Annotated in this window: 16 protein-coding genes; 8 read left to right on the top strand and 8 right to left on the bottom strand. The window is 68.7% G+C overall.

All coding sequences use genetic code 11. From position 1 onward, the window contains the following. Nucleotides 1–77: 77 nt before the first annotated feature. Nucleotides 78–1,148, bottom strand: a complete 1,071-nt coding sequence (locus ACFLIM_RS29005) for a BMP family lipoprotein (RefSeq protein ID WP_393170761.1) — start codon at nt 1,146–1,148, stop codon at nt 78–80. A 287-nt stretch (nt 1,149–1,435) separates the two neighbouring features. On the opposite strand from ACFLIM_RS29005, the gene ACFLIM_RS29000 reads away from it, so the two are divergent. Further along, the gene (locus tag ACFLIM_RS29000) at nt 1,436–3,316 is read left to right on the top strand and encodes a Xaa-Pro dipeptidyl-peptidase (RefSeq protein ID WP_393170759.1); all 1,881 of its coding nucleotides are present in this window, start codon (nt 1,436–1,438) and stop codon (nt 3,314–3,316) included. Between the two features lie 35 nt (nt 3,317–3,351). On the opposite strand, the gene ACFLIM_RS28995 is transcribed toward ACFLIM_RS29000, so the two are convergent. Next, nucleotides 3,352–4,575 carry a M20 family metallopeptidase gene (locus tag ACFLIM_RS28995; RefSeq protein ID WP_393170758.1) on the bottom strand — a complete coding sequence of 408 codons (1,224 nt, stop codon included), beginning with the start codon at nt 4,573–4,575 and terminating at the stop codon, nt 3,352–3,354. A gap of 495 nt (nt 4,576–5,070) precedes the next feature. Between ACFLIM_RS28995 and ACFLIM_RS28990 the strand changes: the two genes are divergently transcribed. Continuing rightward, complete coding sequence (locus tag ACFLIM_RS28990; RefSeq protein ID WP_393170756.1) at nt 5,071–6,462, top strand: peptide ligase PGM1-related protein; 1,392 nt, start codon at nt 5,071–5,073, stop codon at nt 6,460–6,462. On the opposite strand, the gene ACFLIM_RS28985 is transcribed toward ACFLIM_RS28990, so the two are convergent. Beyond that, complete coding sequence (locus ACFLIM_RS28985) at nt 6,434–6,655, bottom strand: SCO4848 family membrane protein (protein WP_393170754.1); 222 nt, start codon at nt 6,653–6,655, stop codon at nt 6,434–6,436. The genes ACFLIM_RS28990 and ACFLIM_RS28985 overlap by 29 nt on opposite strands. Nucleotides 6,656–6,738: 83 nt before the next feature. On the opposite strand from ACFLIM_RS28985, the gene ACFLIM_RS28980 reads away from it, so the two are divergent. Further along, a complete protein-coding gene (locus ACFLIM_RS28980; RefSeq protein ID WP_393170752.1) occupies nt 6,739–7,854 on the top strand; it encodes a D-alanyl-D-alanine carboxypeptidase family protein in 1,116 nt (371 codons plus the stop codon). Here ACFLIM_RS28980 and ACFLIM_RS28975 read toward each other — a convergent pair. Then, nucleotides 7,843–8,760 (bottom strand): YihY/virulence factor BrkB family protein, encoded by a 918-nt coding sequence (locus ACFLIM_RS28975; protein WP_393170751.1) that lies wholly within the window; start codon nt 8,758–8,760, stop codon nt 7,843–7,845. The genes ACFLIM_RS28980 and ACFLIM_RS28975 overlap by 12 nt on opposite strands. A 408-nt stretch (nt 8,761–9,168) precedes the next feature. On the opposite strand from ACFLIM_RS28975, the gene ACFLIM_RS28970 reads away from it, so the two are divergent. Both ACFLIM_RS28970 and ACFLIM_RS28965 read left to right on the top strand, forming a co-directional pair. Then, nucleotides 9,169–10,359 carry a helix-turn-helix domain-containing protein gene (locus ACFLIM_RS28970; protein WP_393170749.1) on the top strand — a complete coding sequence of 397 codons (1,191 nt, stop codon included), beginning with the start codon at nt 9,169–9,171 and terminating at the stop codon, nt 10,357–10,359. A gap of 289 nt (nt 10,360–10,648) precedes the next feature. Then, complete coding sequence (locus ACFLIM_RS28965) at nt 10,649–10,930, top strand: hypothetical protein (protein ID WP_393170746.1); 282 nt, start codon at nt 10,649–10,651, stop codon at nt 10,928–10,930. Between the two features lie 15 nt (nt 10,931–10,945). Here the strand turns inward: ACFLIM_RS28965 and ACFLIM_RS28960 are convergent, their stop codons facing one another. Further along, a complete protein-coding gene (locus ACFLIM_RS28960; protein WP_393170744.1) occupies nt 10,946–11,761 on the bottom strand; it encodes an alpha/beta fold hydrolase in 816 nt (271 codons plus the stop codon). 182 nt (nt 11,762–11,943) lie between these two features. Here ACFLIM_RS28960 and ACFLIM_RS28955 point away from each other — a divergent pair, with 182 nt between their 5' ends. Next, complete coding sequence (locus tag ACFLIM_RS28955) at nt 11,944–12,417, top strand: pyridoxamine 5'-phosphate oxidase family protein (protein ID WP_393170742.1); 474 nt, start codon at nt 11,944–11,946, stop codon at nt 12,415–12,417. Nucleotides 12,418–12,420: 3 nt separating this feature from the next. On the opposite strand, the gene trpS is transcribed toward ACFLIM_RS28955, so the two are convergent. Both trpS and ACFLIM_RS28945 read right to left on the bottom strand, forming a co-directional pair. Next, entirely contained in the window at nt 12,421–13,425 is a 1,005-nt protein-coding gene (gene trpS, locus ACFLIM_RS28950; RefSeq protein WP_393170740.1) for a tryptophan--tRNA ligase, read from the bottom strand. A gap of 14 nt (nt 13,426–13,439) precedes the next feature. Further along, nucleotides 13,440–14,753, bottom strand: a complete 1,314-nt coding sequence (locus tag ACFLIM_RS28945; RefSeq protein ID WP_393170738.1) for a hemolysin family protein — start codon at nt 14,751–14,753, stop codon at nt 13,440–13,442. Nucleotides 14,754–14,839: 86 nt separating this feature from the next. Here ACFLIM_RS28945 and galE point away from each other — a divergent pair, with 86 nt between their 5' ends. Beyond that, nucleotides 14,840–15,790, top strand: a complete 951-nt coding sequence (gene galE, locus ACFLIM_RS28940) for a UDP-glucose 4-epimerase GalE (protein WP_393170736.1) — start codon at nt 14,840–14,842, stop codon at nt 15,788–15,790. Between the two features lie 64 nt (nt 15,791–15,854). Continuing rightward, a complete protein-coding gene (locus ACFLIM_RS28935; RefSeq protein ID WP_393170734.1) occupies nt 15,855–15,977 on the top strand; it encodes a hypothetical protein in 123 nt (40 codons plus the stop codon). 46 nt (nt 15,978–16,023) lie between these two features. Here ACFLIM_RS28935 and ACFLIM_RS28930 read toward each other — a convergent pair whose 3' ends face one another. Then, nucleotides 16,024–17,010, bottom strand: a complete 987-nt coding sequence (locus ACFLIM_RS28930) for a malate dehydrogenase (RefSeq protein ID WP_393170732.1) — start codon at nt 17,008–17,010, stop codon at nt 16,024–16,026. Nucleotides 17,011–17,026: the final 16 nt, after the last annotated feature.

The raw sequence follows: 17,026 nt of genomic DNA, 5'->3' as shown, positions 1-17,026 counted from the left end.
TCTCCTACGGGGGGTGGGATAGACGAAAGGCCCGAAGCTTCTGGACTCCGGGCCCTCTGTCGCTTTTCCAACCCAGGCTACGGCTTGGCCGGAACCGTGATTTTGCCGTCGACGATGTCCTTCTTGGCAGCGTCGAGCTTGTCCTGGATGTCGTCGATCTCGCCACCGGTGGTGGACAGTCCGACGCCGTCGACCTTGAGGTCATAGGTGACGTTGCTGCCGCCCTTGGCACCGCCCTGGAAGGCCTTGATGAACTCGAACACGCCGACGTCGACGCGCTTGAGCATCGAGGTCATGATGACCGGCTGCAGGTCGGTCTCCTTGACCGTCTGGCGCTGGTCGGAGTCGACGCCGATGGCCTTCTTCTTGGCGGCGGCGGCCGCCTGGAAGACGCCCAGACCCGAGTCGCCGGAGGCGTGGTAGACGACATCCGCGCCGTCCTGGTACATCTTCTCGGCCGCGACCTTGCCCTTGTCGGGGGCCTTGAACCCGGAGAAGTCGCCGTCGGGGGTGAGGTACTTGATGTCGATCTTGGCGTCCGGCTTGACCGACTTCACGCCGGCGACGTAGCCGGCCTCGAACTTCTTGATCAGGTCGTTCTCAACGCCGCCGACGAAGCCGACGTGGCCGGACTCCGACTTGGTCGCGGCGGCGACGCCCGCCAGGTAGGAGCCCTGCTCCTCGGCGAACAGCAGGCCCGTCACGTTGGGCGCGTTGGAGGCGGAGTCGACGACCGCGAACTGGATCTCGGGGTATTCCTCGGCCGCCTTCTTGATGTCCTCACCGTAGGCGAAGCCGACCCCGATGATCGGGTTGTAGCCGGCGTCGGCGAGCTGGCGCAGCAGGTCGCCGCGGTTGGAGCCGTCGGCGGCGGGGCTCAGCTCCTTGATGTCCGCGCCGAGATCCGTCTTGGCCTTCTCCAGGCCCGCGTAGGCCGAGTCGTTGAAGGACTTGTCGCCGCGCCCGCCGACGTCGAACGCCAGTCCCACCTTGAGCGCGCTCTTCGGCGCCTCGCTGCTCGCTGCGCCGGTCGGCGCCTCGCTGGCCGTGGTGCCCCCACCGCTGTCGCCGCCGCAGGCGGCCGCTGCCATGAGCATGACGCCGACTACCGTGCCGAGCGCCATCCTGCTGAATCGCTTGCCGAGCAAGGCGACTCCTTCCATTTCCCCGCCGTCGAAACTTCATCGCAGGCGCGAAGAAACGTACGGCACCTGCACGGAAGATAGTTGCTTGACCAGGGCGAACCAAACCGTCGCACAGGGTCGCAACCGCTCCGTTATCGACATCAGTCGCGTCTGTGACCTGAACCGGGCTTCAGGCACTCGTGGCATCCACGGAAAGATTTGCCCAACTTTGGGGCACGGTGACCCCTTGCCCGCGAGCCGATCTTGGCAGAGATTCCCAAGAACAGTGAAATTTGGGATCGGAGTCCCGTATGCACCCTTGGAAGGCACTGGCCGTGCCGCTGGCCGCGTTACTCGTCGCGACCTTGAGCGGCACCGCTCCAGCCACGGCCGGCACCCCGGCCATCAAGATCGAGAACAACGCCACCCAACCCGTCTTCTCCCGAGCCGACGCGATCAAGCAGACGGTGTTCGTCGAGGTCGAGGGAACCGACAGCGACAACGACGGCAAGCCCGACCGGGTCGCCGTGGACATCCTGCGGCCCAAAGAGACCGACGCGGGACTCAAGGTCCCGGTGATCATGGAGGCGAGCCCGTACTTCGCCGGCGGCAACGACGTCGCCAACCACCCCGTGGACGTGGACGAGAACGGCAACCCGCTGCCCACCTTGCGGGCGCTGGCGAACAAGCTGGCCGCCGAGCCGTTCGACGGCTACTACGACAACTACTTCCTGCCCCGCGGCTACGCCGTCGCGCTGGTGGAGAACCTCGGCAGCGGCCGCGCCACCGGCTGCCCGACCTCCGGCGACCGCAACGAGACGGCCGGCCCGAAGGCCGCCATCGACTGGCTGAACGGCCGCGCCAAGGGCTTCGACGCCGACGGCAACCCGGTCGACGCCACCTGGTCGACCGGCAAGGTCGGCATGATCGGCGTCTCCTACAACGGCACGCTGCCGAACGCGGTGGCCGCGACGGGCGTCAAGGGCCTGGAGACGATCGTGCCGATCGCCTCGATCTCCAGCTGGTACGACTACTACCGCGCCAACGGCGCCGTCCTGGCCCCGGGCGGCTTCCAGGGCGAGGACCTGGACGTGCTCGCCAAATACGTGCTGACCAGGGAGAACGGCCAGGAGGTCTGCGGCGCCCTGATGGACCGGCTGACGGCCACCCAGGACCGGATCACCGGCGACTACAGCCCGCTCTGGGACGCCCGCAACTACCTGAACGACGTCGGCAAGGTCAAGGCCAGCGTCTTCCTGGTGCACGGCCTCAACGACTGGAACGTCAAGACCAAGCAGTTCGCGCAGTGGTGGTACGCCCTGGCCAAGCAGCACGTGCCGCGCAAGATCTGGCTGCACCAGGGCACCCACATGAACCCCTTCAACTTCCGCACGGCCGAGTGGCTGCGCCAGCTGCACGGCTGGTTCGACTACTGGTTGTACGGCATCGACTCGGGCATCATGCGCGAGCCGCAGGCGGACGTGGAGTTCGCGGCCGGCCAGTGGGCCCAGCACGCCTCGTGGCCGTTGCCCGGGACCGCCACCGTGCCGCTCTACCCGGGCTCGGACTCGAAGCTCAACCTGCTGCCCCGCCCGCTGTCGCCCACGGAATCCTTCGTGGACCAGAAGGTCAGGACCGCCGAGCAACTGGTGGAGGCCACGGACGCCGATCCGAACCGGCTGGCGTACGAGACCGGGGTGCTTCCCGCCGACGTGCGGATCTCCGGCACGCCGACGGTCTCGGTGCGGGCCTCGCTGAAGGGCGGCGCGTCGCCGTACCTGACGGCGCTGCTGGTGGACTACGGCACCGACGTCCGCCCGAACGGCACCCTGCTCTCGACCGGCCAGACCTACTGCTACGGCGAGGGCATCCCGGGTGACACGGGCTGCACCACGCTCAGGACGCTCGGCACCGCCACCACCCCCTACAAGATCGTCACCAGGGGCTGGCTGGACGTCCGCAACCGGCACCGACCGGACAAGACCGAGCCGCTGCGCGCGGGCAAGGAGTACGACTTCGCCTGGGACTTCCAGCCGACGGACTATGTGTTCAAGAAGGGCCACCGGCTGGGCCTGGTGATCATCTCGACCGACTACGACTACACCCTGCGCTACCCGCCGGGCACCAAGATCACGGTCTCGCCGGGGCACTCGTCCCTGCGACTGCCCGTGACCTTCGGCAAGTTGCTGTAACAGGTGGTGGCCCGCCGCGCAGCGCGGCGGGCCGCCTACGCCATGGCCGTGGTGATCGAGTCGAGCGGGCCGACCTCCCACAGGGCGGTCAGCGCGGTGGTGGCCATGACCCGCACGCCCGTCGAGATCGCCTGCTCGTCCACGTCGAACGTGCCCTGGTGGATGTCGTAGGTGACGCCGCCGGGCGAGCGCGTGCCCAGGCGGGCGAACGCGCCCGGGATCGACTCGAGGTACCAGGCGAAGTCCTCGCCGCCGAGCGACTGCTGCGTCGGGATCACCGCACCCGCGCCCAGCGCACGCTCGGCGGCCTCGGCCAGCATCTCGACGCTGACCTCGTCGTTGACCACCGGCGGCACGCCGCGCGTGTAGTTCATCGTGGCCTCGATGCCGTAGGCGCTGGCCACCGACTCCAGCAGGGACTTGATCAGGTCGGGGGCGGCGTGCCAGGCGTTCTCGTCGAGGCAGCGGACCGTGCCCTCGGCGATGCCGTCGTCGGGGATCGCGTTGGCCGCCGAGCCGGCCTCGACCCGGCCCCAGACGAGGCTGAGCGAGGAGCGCGGGTCGACCCGCCGCGACAGGGCCGCGGGCAGCTCGGTGAGGATCTTGGCGAGGGCGAAGACCAGGTCGGCGGTCAGGTGGGGGCGGGCGGTGTGGCCGCCGGGGCCCGAGACCCTGATGGAGAGCTTGTCGCAGGCCGAGGTGATCGGGCCCGGCTTGAGCCCGACCTGGCCGACGTCCACGCGGGGGTCGCAGTGGAGGCCGAAGATGCGGTCGACGCCGCTGATGCCGCCCTGCGCCATGACCTCGAGCGCGCCGCCGGGCAGCTCCTCCGCGGGCTGGAAGATGAGGCGTACGCGGCCGGGCAGCAGGCCCGCGGCGGCCTGCTGGGCGAGGAAGAGCGAGGTGCCGAGCAGCACCGTGGTGTGGATGTCGTGCCCGCACGCGTGGCAGGCTCCGGCCACGGTCGAGCGGTAGGGCACGTCCTTCTCGTCCTGCAGGGGCAGCGCGTCGATGTCGGCGCGCAACGCCACGGTCGGGCCGTCGCCGCTGCCCACGTCGCAGATGAGGCCGGTGCCCCGGGGGAGCACCGAAGGGGTCAGGCCGGCGGCGGTGAGCCGCTCGGCGATCCGCTCTGTCGTGCGATATTCGGCGAAGGCCAGCTCAGGGTGCATGTGGAGGTCGCGGCGGAACGCCACGAGATCCTGCTCCGTCCCCGCCAGGAACGCGTCGAGTTCCCCCCGAAGCTCACGTCCCCGCATATGTCACCATCCCGTCCCAGGCCGCGCGCCCCATATGTCCTGACCATCGCGGCTCATGCGCTGTAATAAGTCGTCCGCCCGCCGTGGCCACCCGGTTGAGCGGCCGCTCGGCGAATCAAAAGACACACCCGATGGGTTTGGTGCGCGAGATCGTCAGCACGGGCTTTGCGTTCATCGGTCGCGAGTGCCGCTGCAGCCGGGAGCACAGCGGTCGGCCGTGAGCCCGATGGCGATGCTTCGACTTTATCGCTCTCGTGTGACTTCTCGCCGACAGATACACCAAAAGTTAGCCGACGGCCCGACCGTAACCGCAGGTGGTCACGGTCGGTGAACGCCTACCTGATCCGGAAATAGTCACAAGGGATCATTAGATGGTGACCCGATGTCGCCAGTTCCAAACGTGGTCTGCGATTCCGAATCCTGTCACCTTCCGTCCATGGTCATCACACTTCGGCGATGGCTGCATTTGAGAAGAATGCGTGCTTCACTCGCAGTATGATCACTAATATCCCGTTCGGGGAGAAGTATGCTGGGTTGAGCATCTTCGAGCTGAGCGAGGGGACCCTGGTGGTCGTGCCCTCGCTTTCCCTTCCGCAGGATGAGCTTCGCCGCATCACGGGAGCAAGGTCGTACGAGGAGCGCTTACTGTTCCTGCTGCTCACGCTCCGCGAACCCGGGGTCAAGGTGATCTACCTCTCCTCCGCGCCCGTCGATCCCGACATCGTCGACTACTACTTCGGATTCCTGCCCGATCCGGATGACGCCGCCAAACGGCTCACGCTGATCAGCCTCGACGATCCCTGGTCCCAGCCGCTGACCAGGGCGCTGCTCTCCCGCCCCGACACGATCGAGCACCTGCGCTCCGAGATCGACGGAGATGCCTGGCTCGTGCCGTTCGTGCTGAGCGAGCTGGAAGAGGAGCTCGCCTCGCTACTGAGCGTTCCCCTCTACGGACCCGCCACGTCCCTTTCCTATTTCGGCTCCAAGAGCGGGGCGCGCGAGGTGGGACACGAGGCGGGCGTGCCGATGGCGCGCGGCTTCTGCGACATCCGTACGGCGCTCGAGATCCAGGAGGCGATCGAGGCCCTGCCCGGCGAGCGGGTGATCGTCAAGCTGAACGACGGCTACTCGGGGCTCGGCAACGCCATCGTCACCAAGGCCGACAGGTCGCGGACCAGCTTCTCGCTGGCGGGCGAGACCTGGGGCAACTTCACCACGAAGATCAGGGACCGGGGGGCGGTGGTCGAGGAGTTCATCGAGCACCGGCCGCTCTACTACCCGAGCGCGCTGGCCCAGATCACCCCTGGCGGCCACGCGCAGGTGCTGGCCACGCACGACCAGGTGCTCGGCGGCAACAACGGTCACGTCTACCAGGGCTGCACGTTCCCGGCCGCGCCCGAGTACCGCGCCGAGGTGGGCGCGTCGGCCGACAGGATCGCGCGGGTCCTGGCAGAGCGGGGCGTGGTCGGGCTGTTCGGGATGGACTTCTTCGCGCTGAAGGCCGACGCCGGGTACGCGGCGCTGCTGTGCGAGATCAACCTGCGGATCGGCGGGACCACACACCCGTTCGGGGCCGCCGTGCTGACGACCGGGGCCTCGTACGATCCCGCCACCGGACTCCTCATGGCCGGAAATCAGCCGAAGTTCTACACCGCGACCGACAACTGCGCCTCGTCGTGCCTGCGCGGGCGCAACCCCGGCGAGGTCATGCGGACGGCCGAGCGGCTGGGGGTCGGGTTCGACGCGGAGCGGCTAACCGGGAACGTGTTCCATCTGCTCGGGGCCATCCCCGAGCACGGCAAGCTGGGCTTCACCTCGATCGGCGACTCCCGCGAGGAGGCGGACGAGCTGCACGCCCTCACCCGGCGTCTCCTCTGCGGCCCCTGATAGCGCCGCGCAGGCCGCGCCAGCCGATGATCCCCAACACGACGGCGAGGATGATGTTCACCGCGATCAGGATGCCGTGCACCACGTAGAAGCTGGTCGGATGCCCGTCGGCCAAGTTAAACCCGAGACTTACCCACTCGAAGATCATGAATATGCCCAGGATCATGAGGAATCCGGCGATCTTTTGCGACATTCGCGCCTCTCTGGTATCGAACGTGGATCTTCGGGGGATGTGTCGCCACATGGGCATTCACACGGAGCTACGCTGAGACCGCCATGTGGACGAAAATCGTGCCGGTCACGGCACTCATCGCCTCGGTCTCACTCACCGGCGGGACCGCATATGCCGCGCCGACGACGCCGGTCGGCGGGGAGGCGCTGGGCAGCCGCGGCCTGGTGTCACCCGAAGGCGTCCAGAAGCCGCCCAAGAGCCAGGCTACTTCGTACGTCATCGCGGACGTGACCACGGGCGACGTGCTCGCGGCGAAGGACGCCCACGGGCGCTACCTGCCGGCCAGCACGCTCAAGACGCTGACCGCGCTGACGCTCATCCCCAAGCTCGACAAGAGCCGCAAGATCAGGCCCAGCCGGAACGCCTGCAACCAGGAGGGCACCGCGGTCGGCCTCTCGGTCAAGGCCACCTACAAGATCGAGGACCTGTTCCGGGCGCTGATGATGTCGTCGGGCAACGACGCCGCCATGGCCCTGGCCGAGACGAACGGCAGCCTCGCCCAGACCATGCGTGACATGAACGCCGAGGCCAAGCGGCTCCAGGCGCTCGACACCGTGGCCAAGACGCCCAGCGGCCTGGACAAGCCGGGGCAGAGCAGCTCGGCGTACGACCTGGCGCTCATCGCCCGCGCCGGCCTCACCAACCCCGATTTCCGGCGATATATCAGCACAAAAACCGCCAAGTTCCCGGCACCCAAGGGCTACTACGAGATCAGCAACCACAACAAGCTGCTCGGCCGCTACAAGGGCATGATCGGCGTCAAGAACGGCTGGACCTCGAAGGCACTGGGCAGCTTCGTGGGCGCGGCCACCCGCGACGGGCACACGATCGTGGTGAGCGTCATGCGGTACGAGGGCTCGTTCTGGGAGGAGGTGGGCAAGCTGCTCGACTGGGGCTTCTCGGTCAGAGGCAAGGCGGCGCCGGTCGGCAAGCTCGTCGACCCGGTCCCCGACGCCCAGGCCGCTCCCCGGCCGGGCGCGTCCGCACCGGGCACCCAGGTCACGCCCGCCGCCCAGCCACCGCTCCTGGACACGGCCGCCTCGAAGCAGTCCGACTCCAGCAGGACGGTCGGGACGGTGGTGATCGGCGGGGGCCTGCTGTTCGGGCTGATCTGGCTCGGGTACGGAATCCGCCGCCGGCGCAGCAGGTCACGCCTCTGACGCCCCAGACCACGGGATCGGGGTCGGGGACGGCGGCGGGCAGAGCCCGGCGGTGGCCGTCCAGGCGGCGACGTAGAGCACGAGCCTGGCCGAGAGGTTGATCCAGATGAGCAGGCCCGCGATGACGGCGAACGTACCGTAGACCGGGTTGCTCAGCGTCTGCCCGAGCAGCAGCGTCGCCACCTGCTTGAGCAGCCCGAACCCGATCGCGCCGAGCAGCGCCCCCCTGGCGATCATCCGGAACGGCTGGGCCGGCCTGGCCACCCACGCGAGCAGGATCACGAACAGCAGCCAGTCGGCCCCCACGCTCGCCACCACCCCGGCGCTCCTGAGCCCCAGGTTGGCCAGCGTGGACGCGCTGCCGAAGACGAAGTGCAGGACTTTGTCCGTGGCCGTGGTGGCGAACCCCGCGACCAGCACGGACACGATCATCGTCACCCCGAGCATGACGAGCGAGGCCAGGTCGCGCAGCTTGCCGACGAAGAAGTTGGGCGGCGGCGCGGTGGTCATCGACATCTCGCGCAACGCCCCGCGCAACGCGTCGAGCGCGCCGAGCCCGGCGTAGAGGAGGCCGAGCAGGCCGATGATCCCGGCGGCCTCCCTGGCCCTGGCGATGGCCTCCAGGTCGAGCTGACCGGCGATCCCCGGCAGCCGCTCGACGATTGCCTGCTCCAGCGCCTGCCTGGTGGTCCGGCTGGTCGCCACCACGAACCCGAGCACCGCATACGACAGCGCCACCAGCGGGAAGAACGACAGGAAGGCGAAGTACGTGACCGCGCCCGCCAGCCGGTCGCCGGACTGCACCTGGTAGCGCCGCACCGCCCTGATCAGATGGTCGAACGACAATCTGCGGACCCGCCAGTAGTCCACCTTGCCCCGGCCCCAGGCCCGCACCGACTCGATCACCCGAGCCTCCTACCTCCGAGCCAGAGCGACGATCACGCTCTCACTACCGTGCCGGCCGATTCTGTCAGGTCCGTGAGGATCGCCGCCATGTCATGGTGGAGCAACTGCCCACCACGCTTGACCACAAGCCCCGCGACCACGACCGCGACTCACCTTGCGGACCGCGAATGGACTCGGCGCGGGCACGTGCGCCCTCGGTCAGGTCGTCCGATGTCGGGCTTGCCCGAGCGGCCCATGCCGATGAGTTCGGGCGCGAGCAGCCGGCGGCCCGGCTCGCGGATCCCCGGCGCCTCCTGAGCGGCACCAGGCGGCTCGGCACGTCCTGAGCTGCGCGGAAACCAGGGCGGGCGATCTCCGGGAGCCCTAGCCTGTGGGATTGTCGGGACCCATCCAGGAGGCATCACGCCCATGGCCGAAATCAGCACCGGGCAGATGGTCAGGCTCCAGCGCGAGCGAAGGGGCATGAGCACCACCGCGCTGGCCACCCAGTCCGGCTGCACCCCTAGGCACATCGAGCTGATCGAGCACGGCAAACGCACCCCCTCACTCCCCCTCCTGCGGGAGATCGCCAAAGTGCTCGGCGTGCGCACCGCCGTCCTCTTAGGCGAGACCCCGCGCGACTCCCACGAGCCCAGCAGGCCGCAGATCAGCGACATCGAACGCGCCCTGTTCACCTGCCGCTCCCTGGCCCCCGACATCGAGCCGCCCGACGCCGAGCAGCTCGCCGAACGGGTGGCGGCGGCCCGCAACGCCTGGTTCACCTCGACGCGCCGCTACTCGATCCTGATGGCGGCCCTGCCCTCCCTGGTCACCGACGCCGAGAGCCTCGCCCTCGACCACACGCCCCGGGCCTGCAGCGTCGCCACGGACGCGTATCTGCTGGCCAGAGGAGTTCTCAAGCATCTGCGGCGGGTGGATCTCGCGCATCTGGCGGCGGACCGGGCCATGCGCTTCGCCGAGGAGTCGGCGGATCCGCTGATGACGGCGTGGTCGTACTGGAATCTCGGGCAGTCGATGTTGTCGGACGACATGCACCAGATCGCGTACGACGTCGCGCGACGCGGCATCGAACTCCTCGAACCCCACGTCGCGGACGGCGACGAGCGCCACATCAAGGCGCTCGGCGCGCTGCACCTGCTCGCCGCCATCGGCGCGGCCCGCTCGGGCGACGACGACGAGGCCAGGGAGCGGCTACGCGGTCCCGCCGCGCAACTCGCCGACCGGGTCGACGACTCCTCGGGCGTCTACGACCTGGCCTTCTTCGGCCCCACCAACGTCGCCATCCACATGGCCAGCGTCGAGAACGACACCGGCCACCCCGAAGCGGTGTTGCAGATCGCCGACGACATCGACCTGCGCCGCACGCCGTCCATCGAGCGGCGCACGACCCATCTGCAGCATGTCGCCCGCGCCTGCGAGGACCTGGGCGACGACGCCGCCAGCCTGCTCCACCTCCTGCGAATCGAGCGTGAATGTCCAGAGGAACTCGACCACAAGCTGCTGTTGAGAGAGATGGTCCGGTCCCTCGCCCGGCGCGCACGGCCGTCGTGGGCGCCCGAGGTCCGCTATCTCGCCGAGCGCCACGAGATCCCGATCTGACCCCCGAACTCAGAGTTCGGTCGTTGCGAACAGGGAGATCCATCGCCCTAGTTCGTCACGGAGCGGGGTTTCGATGCCACGCTGCGTTCATGACCACAGCGCCGAGTGCCGATTTCGTCATGCAACGACTGCTTCAGGAAGCGACGCGGGAATTTCCCGGGTGGGCGTTCGAACGAGATCGCTCCAGCTGGACCGCCATCCGCGGCGAGACCAGGCTCACGAGGTCGAGCCTGGCCGCCCTGCGTGCGCTGCTGCGAGTCCACCGGGCTGCGCGCAGGTGGTAAGCGGGATGCCGGGGCAGCCCGGTACGCCTCCGGACAGCGACGGTCTCGTGGAGCGGCAGCTCGACGTCCTGCGGACCACGTATCCGGCGTGGGAGATCCACTTCCTGACCGACGGGCCGAGCGTGGGCCGGTGGACGGCCGAGTTGCGGCGGCCTCTCACGCCGCAGATGGTGGCGGCCGGGGTCCGGCAGCGCATCGCGAGTCCCGACGCCGTCACACTCGCTTCGGCCCTGGCCCACCAGGCGTCCCTCATCCATAACCGGAGATCCCGACACTGGGTCGGCTGACGCCCGTGCCCACCGTCAGCGGTCGGTGGCCGGGCGCAGGACCTTGGTGGCGAGGGTGTCGATGACGTCGGCGACCTGGCCCGGGGCCTTGGCGTGAGCGGAGTGGCCCTGCCCGTCCATGACGACGCGCTCAGCCCGCGGCAACACGGGGGCCAGGGCGTCGAGCCGTTCGCCGAGATGGGCAGGGCTGCGGTCGCCGCCGAGCAGCACGATCGGCACGTCGATCCCCTTGTACGCGTCGAGCCGGTTCCCCAGCTCGTCCAGGGCCACGTTGTCCTCGATCTGCCGGGGAGCGAGCGCCCGCATCCTCGGCACGATCGACACGAACACGCCGACCAGCAGCGAGGCCCACGCGGGAAGCCGAACGGTCTCCCGTACGAAGATCCTTATCGCCTTGCCCGGTTTGCCCGCGGCGATCGCCGCCCGAGTTCGCGTGTGCACCTCGCCGTCCGGGCCGCCGAGCGGCGCGCCGATCACGACCGGCGGCTCGTACAGGACCGCGCCGGCGAACGCCGACGGCGCCGCCACCAGGGCCTCCAGCGCGACCACCGCCCCTGAGGAGTGCCCGGCGACCACCATCGGCTCGCCGATGGCCCGCACCACCGCGAGAACGTGCTCGACCTCCTCGGCGATCGTGCCGGGACCACCGGGCAGATCCAGCCGGTAACGGCGGCGGTGCAGCCGCACGACCCGGTAGCGCGGGGCCAGCCGGGCGGCCACCTGGTGCCAGGACGCGCCGTCGTCCAGACCGGGATGCAGGATCAGGACGACCGGCCCCCGCCCTTCGTCGATCGCACGGACCTCGGTGCCGTCCGCCGTTGCCGTCGTCATGATCACGGCCATCTCCTTAGCGGCGCTAAGCCAAATTTAGCGCCGCTAAGGTCAGGTTGGCAACCGGCTGACCATCGCGATCCACGAGAAGCTGCATTAGGGTCCATACCCGGGACAGACCAGGCCCCTGCCCATCCCAGAGGTGGGCAGGGGCTCATCTCTCTGCTCAGCGACGGGGACTCATGACGCTTGAAGAGATGGCCCGCCACCTCATCGACACCACCAGATACATGGCCCTGGGCACCGCCGACCCGGACGGGCGACCCCGGGTGTCGCCCGTCTACTACGCTCCGGACGGTTACCGCGACCTGTACTGGATTTCCTCGCCGGAGGCCCAGCACTCACGCAACATCGCCGAGCGCCCCGAGGTCAGCATGGTGATCTTCGACTCGACCGCGCCGATCGGCACCGCGCAGGCCGTCTATCTGCTCGCCACCGCGGAGCGACTGCCGGACGACGAGTTCGAGCAGCACGTGGACCAGGCCTGCCGCGCCAGGTTTCCGGAGCAGCAGGTGTTCCCCCGGGATCGGCTGCGGGCGCCGGCGCCGCTTCGCCTCTACCGGGCACGCGTCACCGAGCACTCCGTGCACGTCAGGGGCGGCGACCCGGTCCGCGGCAAGGGTGTCGACTCCCGGTTCGTGGTGGATCTGGGATAGCCCTTACAGCTTGGGCAGGAAGCCCACCCGGTCTCGGACTTCGGCCATCGTCTGACGGGCCACCTCCGACGCGCGTTCCGCGCCGATGGCCAGCAGCCGGTCCAGCTCCTTCTCGTCCGACAGCAGCTTCTCCGTACGTTCCCTGATCGGGGTGAACGTCTCCACCACCGCTTCGGCCACGTCCTTCTTGAACGTGCCGTACCCCTGGCCCTCGTAACGGGCCACGAGATCGGGGATCGGGGTGCCGGTCAGCGCCGACTGGATGCGCAGCAGGTTGCTGATGCCCGGCTTGTTCTCCTCGTCGAACAGCACCTCCGAGCCCGTGTCCGTCACCGCCCGCATGACTTTCTTGCGCAGCGGACCGGGCTGTTCGAGGACGTCCAGGATGCCCGCCGGGCTGGAGGAGGACTTCGACATCTTCGCCGTCGGGTCCTGGAGGTCGGTGATCTTCTCGACCTCCTTGAGGATGTACGGCTCCGGCAGCGTGAACGTGTCGCCGAACCGGTGGTTGAAGCGCTGGCCCAGATCCCGGGTCAGCTCCAGGTGCTGCTTCTGGTCCGCCCCGACCGGCACCCGGTTGGCCTGGTAGATCAGGATGTCGGCCGCCTGCAGGATCGGGTACGTGAAGAGCCCGACGCTGGCCGCGCTCTCCCCCAACTTGGCCGACTTGTCCTTGAACTGCGTCATCCGCGCCGCCTCGCCCATCCCCGTGAGGCAGATCAGCACCCAGGCCAGCTCCGTGTGCTCGCGTACGTGCGACTGCACGAAAACCGTGGACCGCTCGGGATCGAGGCCGGCGGCGAAGAGCTGGGCGGCGGCCACGCGACTACGGCGGCGCAGGGCGGCGGGCTCGGTCGGCACGGTGATCGCGTGGAGATCGACCACGCAGTAGAACGCGTCGTGGGTCTCCTGCAAGGTGACCCACTGGCGGACCGCACCCAGGTAGTTGCCCAGGTGGAAGGAGTCCGCTGTGGGCTGGATGCCGGAGAGAACACGAGGTTTGGCCATAGCAGGCAATTGTGTCAGGAATCCTGCTCGGGCGGCGACTCGGCAACCGGGCGGCGTTTCACTCTCACCCTCGCGATGCGGCGGCCGTCCAGCTCGGTGACCGTCAGCTCAAATCCCGGAATCTCCACTCTTTCCCCGACGGCGGGCACATGTCCCAGCATGGCCATAACGAACCCGGCCAGCGTCTCGTAGGGACCGTCGGGCAGCCTGATGCCGGTCTCCGTGGCGAAGTCGTTCAGGTTCGTCAGGCCGTCGATCTCGATCTCGCCCGCCGGTAGAACCACGACATCCTCCTCGATATCGTACTCGTCCCTGATGTCGCCGATCAGCTCCTCGACCAGGTCCTCCATGGTGACGATGCCCGCCGTGCCGCCGTATTCGTCCACCACGATCGCCAGGTGCTGACCCTCGTCGCGCATCTCGTTCAGGGTGGTGAGCAGCCGCTTGGACGCGGGCACGAACTTGGCCGCCCGGATCGGCACCACCGCGCTGATCGGCTCGGTCCGCCCGGTCAGCTCGGGATCGAGCAGGTCACGTACGTGCACGAAGCCGATGATCTCATCGTACGACTCGCGATAGACGGGAAAGCGGGAGTGCGGGAGCCCGGCCGCCAGCCGCGCCGCCGCGTCCAGCGGTGTGTCGGCGTCCATGAACTCCACCTCGGTACGCGGCAACATCACCTCCCTGAGCTGCCGTTTCCCGGCGGCGAACACCTCGTTGATCAGCTTGCGCTCGTCGGCGGTGAGGTCGGTGTGGCCGACCACCATGTCACGCAGCTCCTCGGTGGTGACCTCCTCCCTGTCGGCCTTCGGATTGCCCCCGAGCAGCTTGACGACGCCGTCGGTGGACTTCGACAACATCCAGATGATCGGGCGCGACAGGGACGCGATCCGGTCCAGGAACGGCGCCACGTACAGCGACAACCCCTCGGCCCGCTGCAAGGCCAGCCGCTTGGGGGCCAGCTCCCCGAGCACGAGCGACACGTACGAGATCGCCAGCGTCACCAGCACCAGCGCGAGCACGGGCGCGGCGGCCGTGGGCACCCCCCACTTCTCGAGCTGGGGTCCGAGCTGCCCGGCGAGCCGGTCGGCGCCGAACGCGGCCGACAACATCGTGGCCACGGTCACGCCGATCTGCACGGCGGACAGGAACCGGTTGGGGTCACGGGCGAGCTTGGCCACGCGCTCGCCCCGGCGCCCCTTCCTGGAGAGCTTGCGGACCTGGCTGTCCCGGAGGGAGACCATGGCCATTTCGGCACCGGCGAAGAACCCCCCGATCAGAATGAACAGCAGAACCAGGGCGATGTTGGCCGCGACGGTGTCAAACATGGTGGTTGGCAGCGTACTCGGCGGCTTTCCCGCGTATGCTGAACGGCAAGCCGTACAAAATCAAACATATTTGCACAGGAGTACACATGAGGCTATTGGTCACCGGAGGTGCCGGATATGTCGGGAGTGTTGTCGCGGCACAGCTCGTGGAGGCTGGACACGAGGTGACCGTACTCGACGATCTGTCAACCGGGCATCAAGATGCGGTGCCGGAGGGTGCCCGTTTTGTCCAAAAAAGCATCACCGAGGCCCACAGCGTGCTGGACGGCATGGACGCGGTGCTGCACTTCGCGGCCAAGTCGCTGGTGGGCGAGTCGGTGGCGAAGCCGGGGCTCTACTGGTCCAACAACCTCGGCGGCACGCTGGCCCTGCTGGACGCCATGCGGGACAAGGGCGTGGGCCGGATCGTGTTCTCCTCGACGGCGGCCACGTACGGGGAGCCCGAGCGCTCCCCGATCGAGGAGGGCGACCCGACGCGCCCGACCAACCCCTACGGCGCCTCCAAGCTGGCCGTGGACACCGCGCTGACCGCGTTCGCGCGGGTGCGCGGGCTCGGCGCGGTGAGCCTGCGCTACTTCAACGTGGCCGGCGCGCACGGCCGCTACCGCGAGCGCCACGCGGTCGAGACCCACCTCATCCCGAACGTGCTCAAGGTCGCGACCGGCGAACGCGAGTCCGTGAGCGTGTTCGGCACCGACTACCCGACGCCCGACGGCACCTGCGTGCGCGACTACATCCACGTGTCCGACCTGGCCAGGGCGCACCTGCTGGCGCTGGAGGCGATCGTCCAAGGCGAGCACCGGATCTACAACCTGGGCAGCGGCACCGGCTTCTCCGTACAGGAGGTGATCTCGGTCTGCCGCGAGGTCACCGGCCACGAGATCCCCGCCGTCGTCGGGGACCGCCGTCCGGGCGATCCGGCCGTGCTGGTCGCCTCATCCGCCAAGATCCAGAGCGAGCTGGGCTGGAAGGCCGAACGGGCGGCGCTACGCGAGATCGTTTCCGATGCCTGGGCAGCGCTTTCGGCAAATGCGTGATATGGGAGCCGGATGTGTGCTGTGATACGCAAATGTGAGGAGCTTTTCACCAAGGGTCACGAAGTTGCTCTTTGGTGCCCTCATCGTGGCGGGCAGCCTCATGGCCGCCGCCGGCGTGATCTTCGTCACTCCCCAGCCCGCCCCGGCCGTCCAGCCGACGTCCTGCCCGGAGATGGCCGACCCCTGACACGAACGCGCGCCCCCGCGGCAGGAGGCGCGCGTCGGGAGTGCGGTCAGATGAGGCCGAGCTCCGTCACCGCGTCGCGCTCCTCGGCCAGCTCACGCACGCTGGCGTCGATGCGCTCGCGCGAGAACGCGTCGATCTCGAGGCCCTGGATGATCTCGAACTTGCCGCCCGCCGCCCGTACGGGGAACGACGAGACGAGCCCCTCGGGCACCCCGTAGGAGCCGTCGGAGACGATGGCGGCCGAGGTCCAGTCGGTGCCGTTGACCCAGTCGTAGACGTGGTCGATCGCCGCGTTGGCGGCCGACGCGGCCGAGGAGGCGCCACGGGCCTCGATGATCGCGGCGCCGCGCTTGGCCACCGTCGGGATGAACGTCTCCCGCAGCCACCCGCTCTCCACCTGCTCGGCCGCGACCTTGCCGCCCACCTCGGCGTGGAACAGGTCGGGGTACTGGGTGGCGGAGTGGTTGCCCCAGATCGTCATCTTCTTGATCTCGGTGACCGGGACCTGCAGCTTGGCCGCGAGCTGAGACAGCGCGCGGTTGTGGTCGAGCCTGGTCATCGCGGTGAAGCGGTCGGCGGGTACGTCGGGCGCGTTCCGCTGGGCGATGAGCGCGTTGGTGTTGGCCGGGTTGCCCACGACCAGGACCCTGATGTCGTCGGCGGCGTGCTCGTTGATCGCCTTGCCCTGAGGGCCGAAGATGCCGCCGTTGGCGCCGAGCAGGTCGCCGCGCTCCATGCCGGCCTTGCGCGGCATGGCGCCGACCAGCAGGGCGACGTTGGCGCCCGCGAAGGCGACGTCAGGATCGTCGGTGATCTCGATGCCGGACAGCAGCGGGAACGCGCAGTCGTCCAGCTCCATGGCGGTGCCCTCGGCCGCCTTCACCGCCGCCGGGATCTCCAGCAGGCTGAGCCTGACCGGGACGTCGGCGCCGAGCAACTGCCCCGACGCGATGCGGAACAGCAATGCGTAGCCGATCTGGCCGGCGGCTCCGGTGACGGTCACCTTGACGGGCACAGTGGCTGACGACGCCATGGCCTTCCCCTAACTC

It is taken from the genome of Nonomuraea marmarensis (assembly GCF_043197025.1).
Taxonomy (GTDB): Bacteria; Actinomycetota; Actinomycetes; order Streptosporangiales; family Streptosporangiaceae; genus Nonomuraea; species Nonomuraea marmarensis.
The sequence above is the reverse complement of the archived record's forward strand: the minus strand, read 5'-3'. Positions and strand labels throughout refer to the sequence as shown.

Excerpts from the sequence above, each read along its gene's own strand:
- ACFLIM_RS29000 (WP_393170759.1), top strand. The coding sequence starts at position 1,436 with ATGCACCCTTGGAAGGCACTGGCCGTGCCGCTGGCCGCGTTACTCGTC.
- ACFLIM_RS28995 (WP_393170758.1), bottom strand. The coding sequence starts at position 4,575 with ATGCGGGGACGTGAGCTTCGGGGGGAACTCGACGCGTTCCTGGCGGGG.
- ACFLIM_RS28990 (WP_393170756.1), top strand. The coding sequence starts at position 5,071 with ATGATCACTAATATCCCGTTCGGGGAGAAGTATGCTGGGTTGAGCATC.
- ACFLIM_RS28985 (WP_393170754.1), bottom strand. The coding sequence starts at position 6,655 with ATGTCGCAAAAGATCGCCGGATTCCTCATGATCCTGGGCATATTCATG.
- ACFLIM_RS28980 (WP_393170752.1), top strand. The coding sequence starts at position 6,739 with ATGTGGACGAAAATCGTGCCGGTCACGGCACTCATCGCCTCGGTCTCA.
- ACFLIM_RS28970 (WP_393170749.1), top strand. The coding sequence starts at position 9,169 with ATGGCCGAAATCAGCACCGGGCAGATGGTCAGGCTCCAGCGCGAGCGA.
- ACFLIM_RS28965 (WP_393170746.1), top strand. The coding sequence starts at position 10,649 with ATGCCGGGGCAGCCCGGTACGCCTCCGGACAGCGACGGTCTCGTGGAG.
- ACFLIM_RS28960 (WP_393170744.1), bottom strand. The coding sequence starts at position 11,761 with ATGACGACGGCAACGGCGGACGGCACCGAGGTCCGTGCGATCGACGAA.
- ACFLIM_RS28955 (WP_393170742.1), top strand. The coding sequence starts at position 11,944 with ATGACGCTTGAAGAGATGGCCCGCCACCTCATCGACACCACCAGATAC.
- trpS (WP_393170740.1), bottom strand. The coding sequence starts at position 13,425 with ATGGCCAAACCTCGTGTTCTCTCCGGCATCCAGCCCACAGCGGACTCC.
- ACFLIM_RS28945 (WP_393170738.1), bottom strand. The coding sequence starts at position 14,753 with ATGTTTGACACCGTCGCGGCCAACATCGCCCTGGTTCTGCTGTTCATT.
- galE (WP_393170736.1), top strand. The coding sequence starts at position 14,840 with ATGAGGCTATTGGTCACCGGAGGTGCCGGATATGTCGGGAGTGTTGTC.
- ACFLIM_RS28930 (WP_393170732.1), bottom strand. The coding sequence starts at position 17,010 with ATGGCGTCGTCAGCCACTGTGCCCGTCAAGGTGACCGTCACCGGAGCC.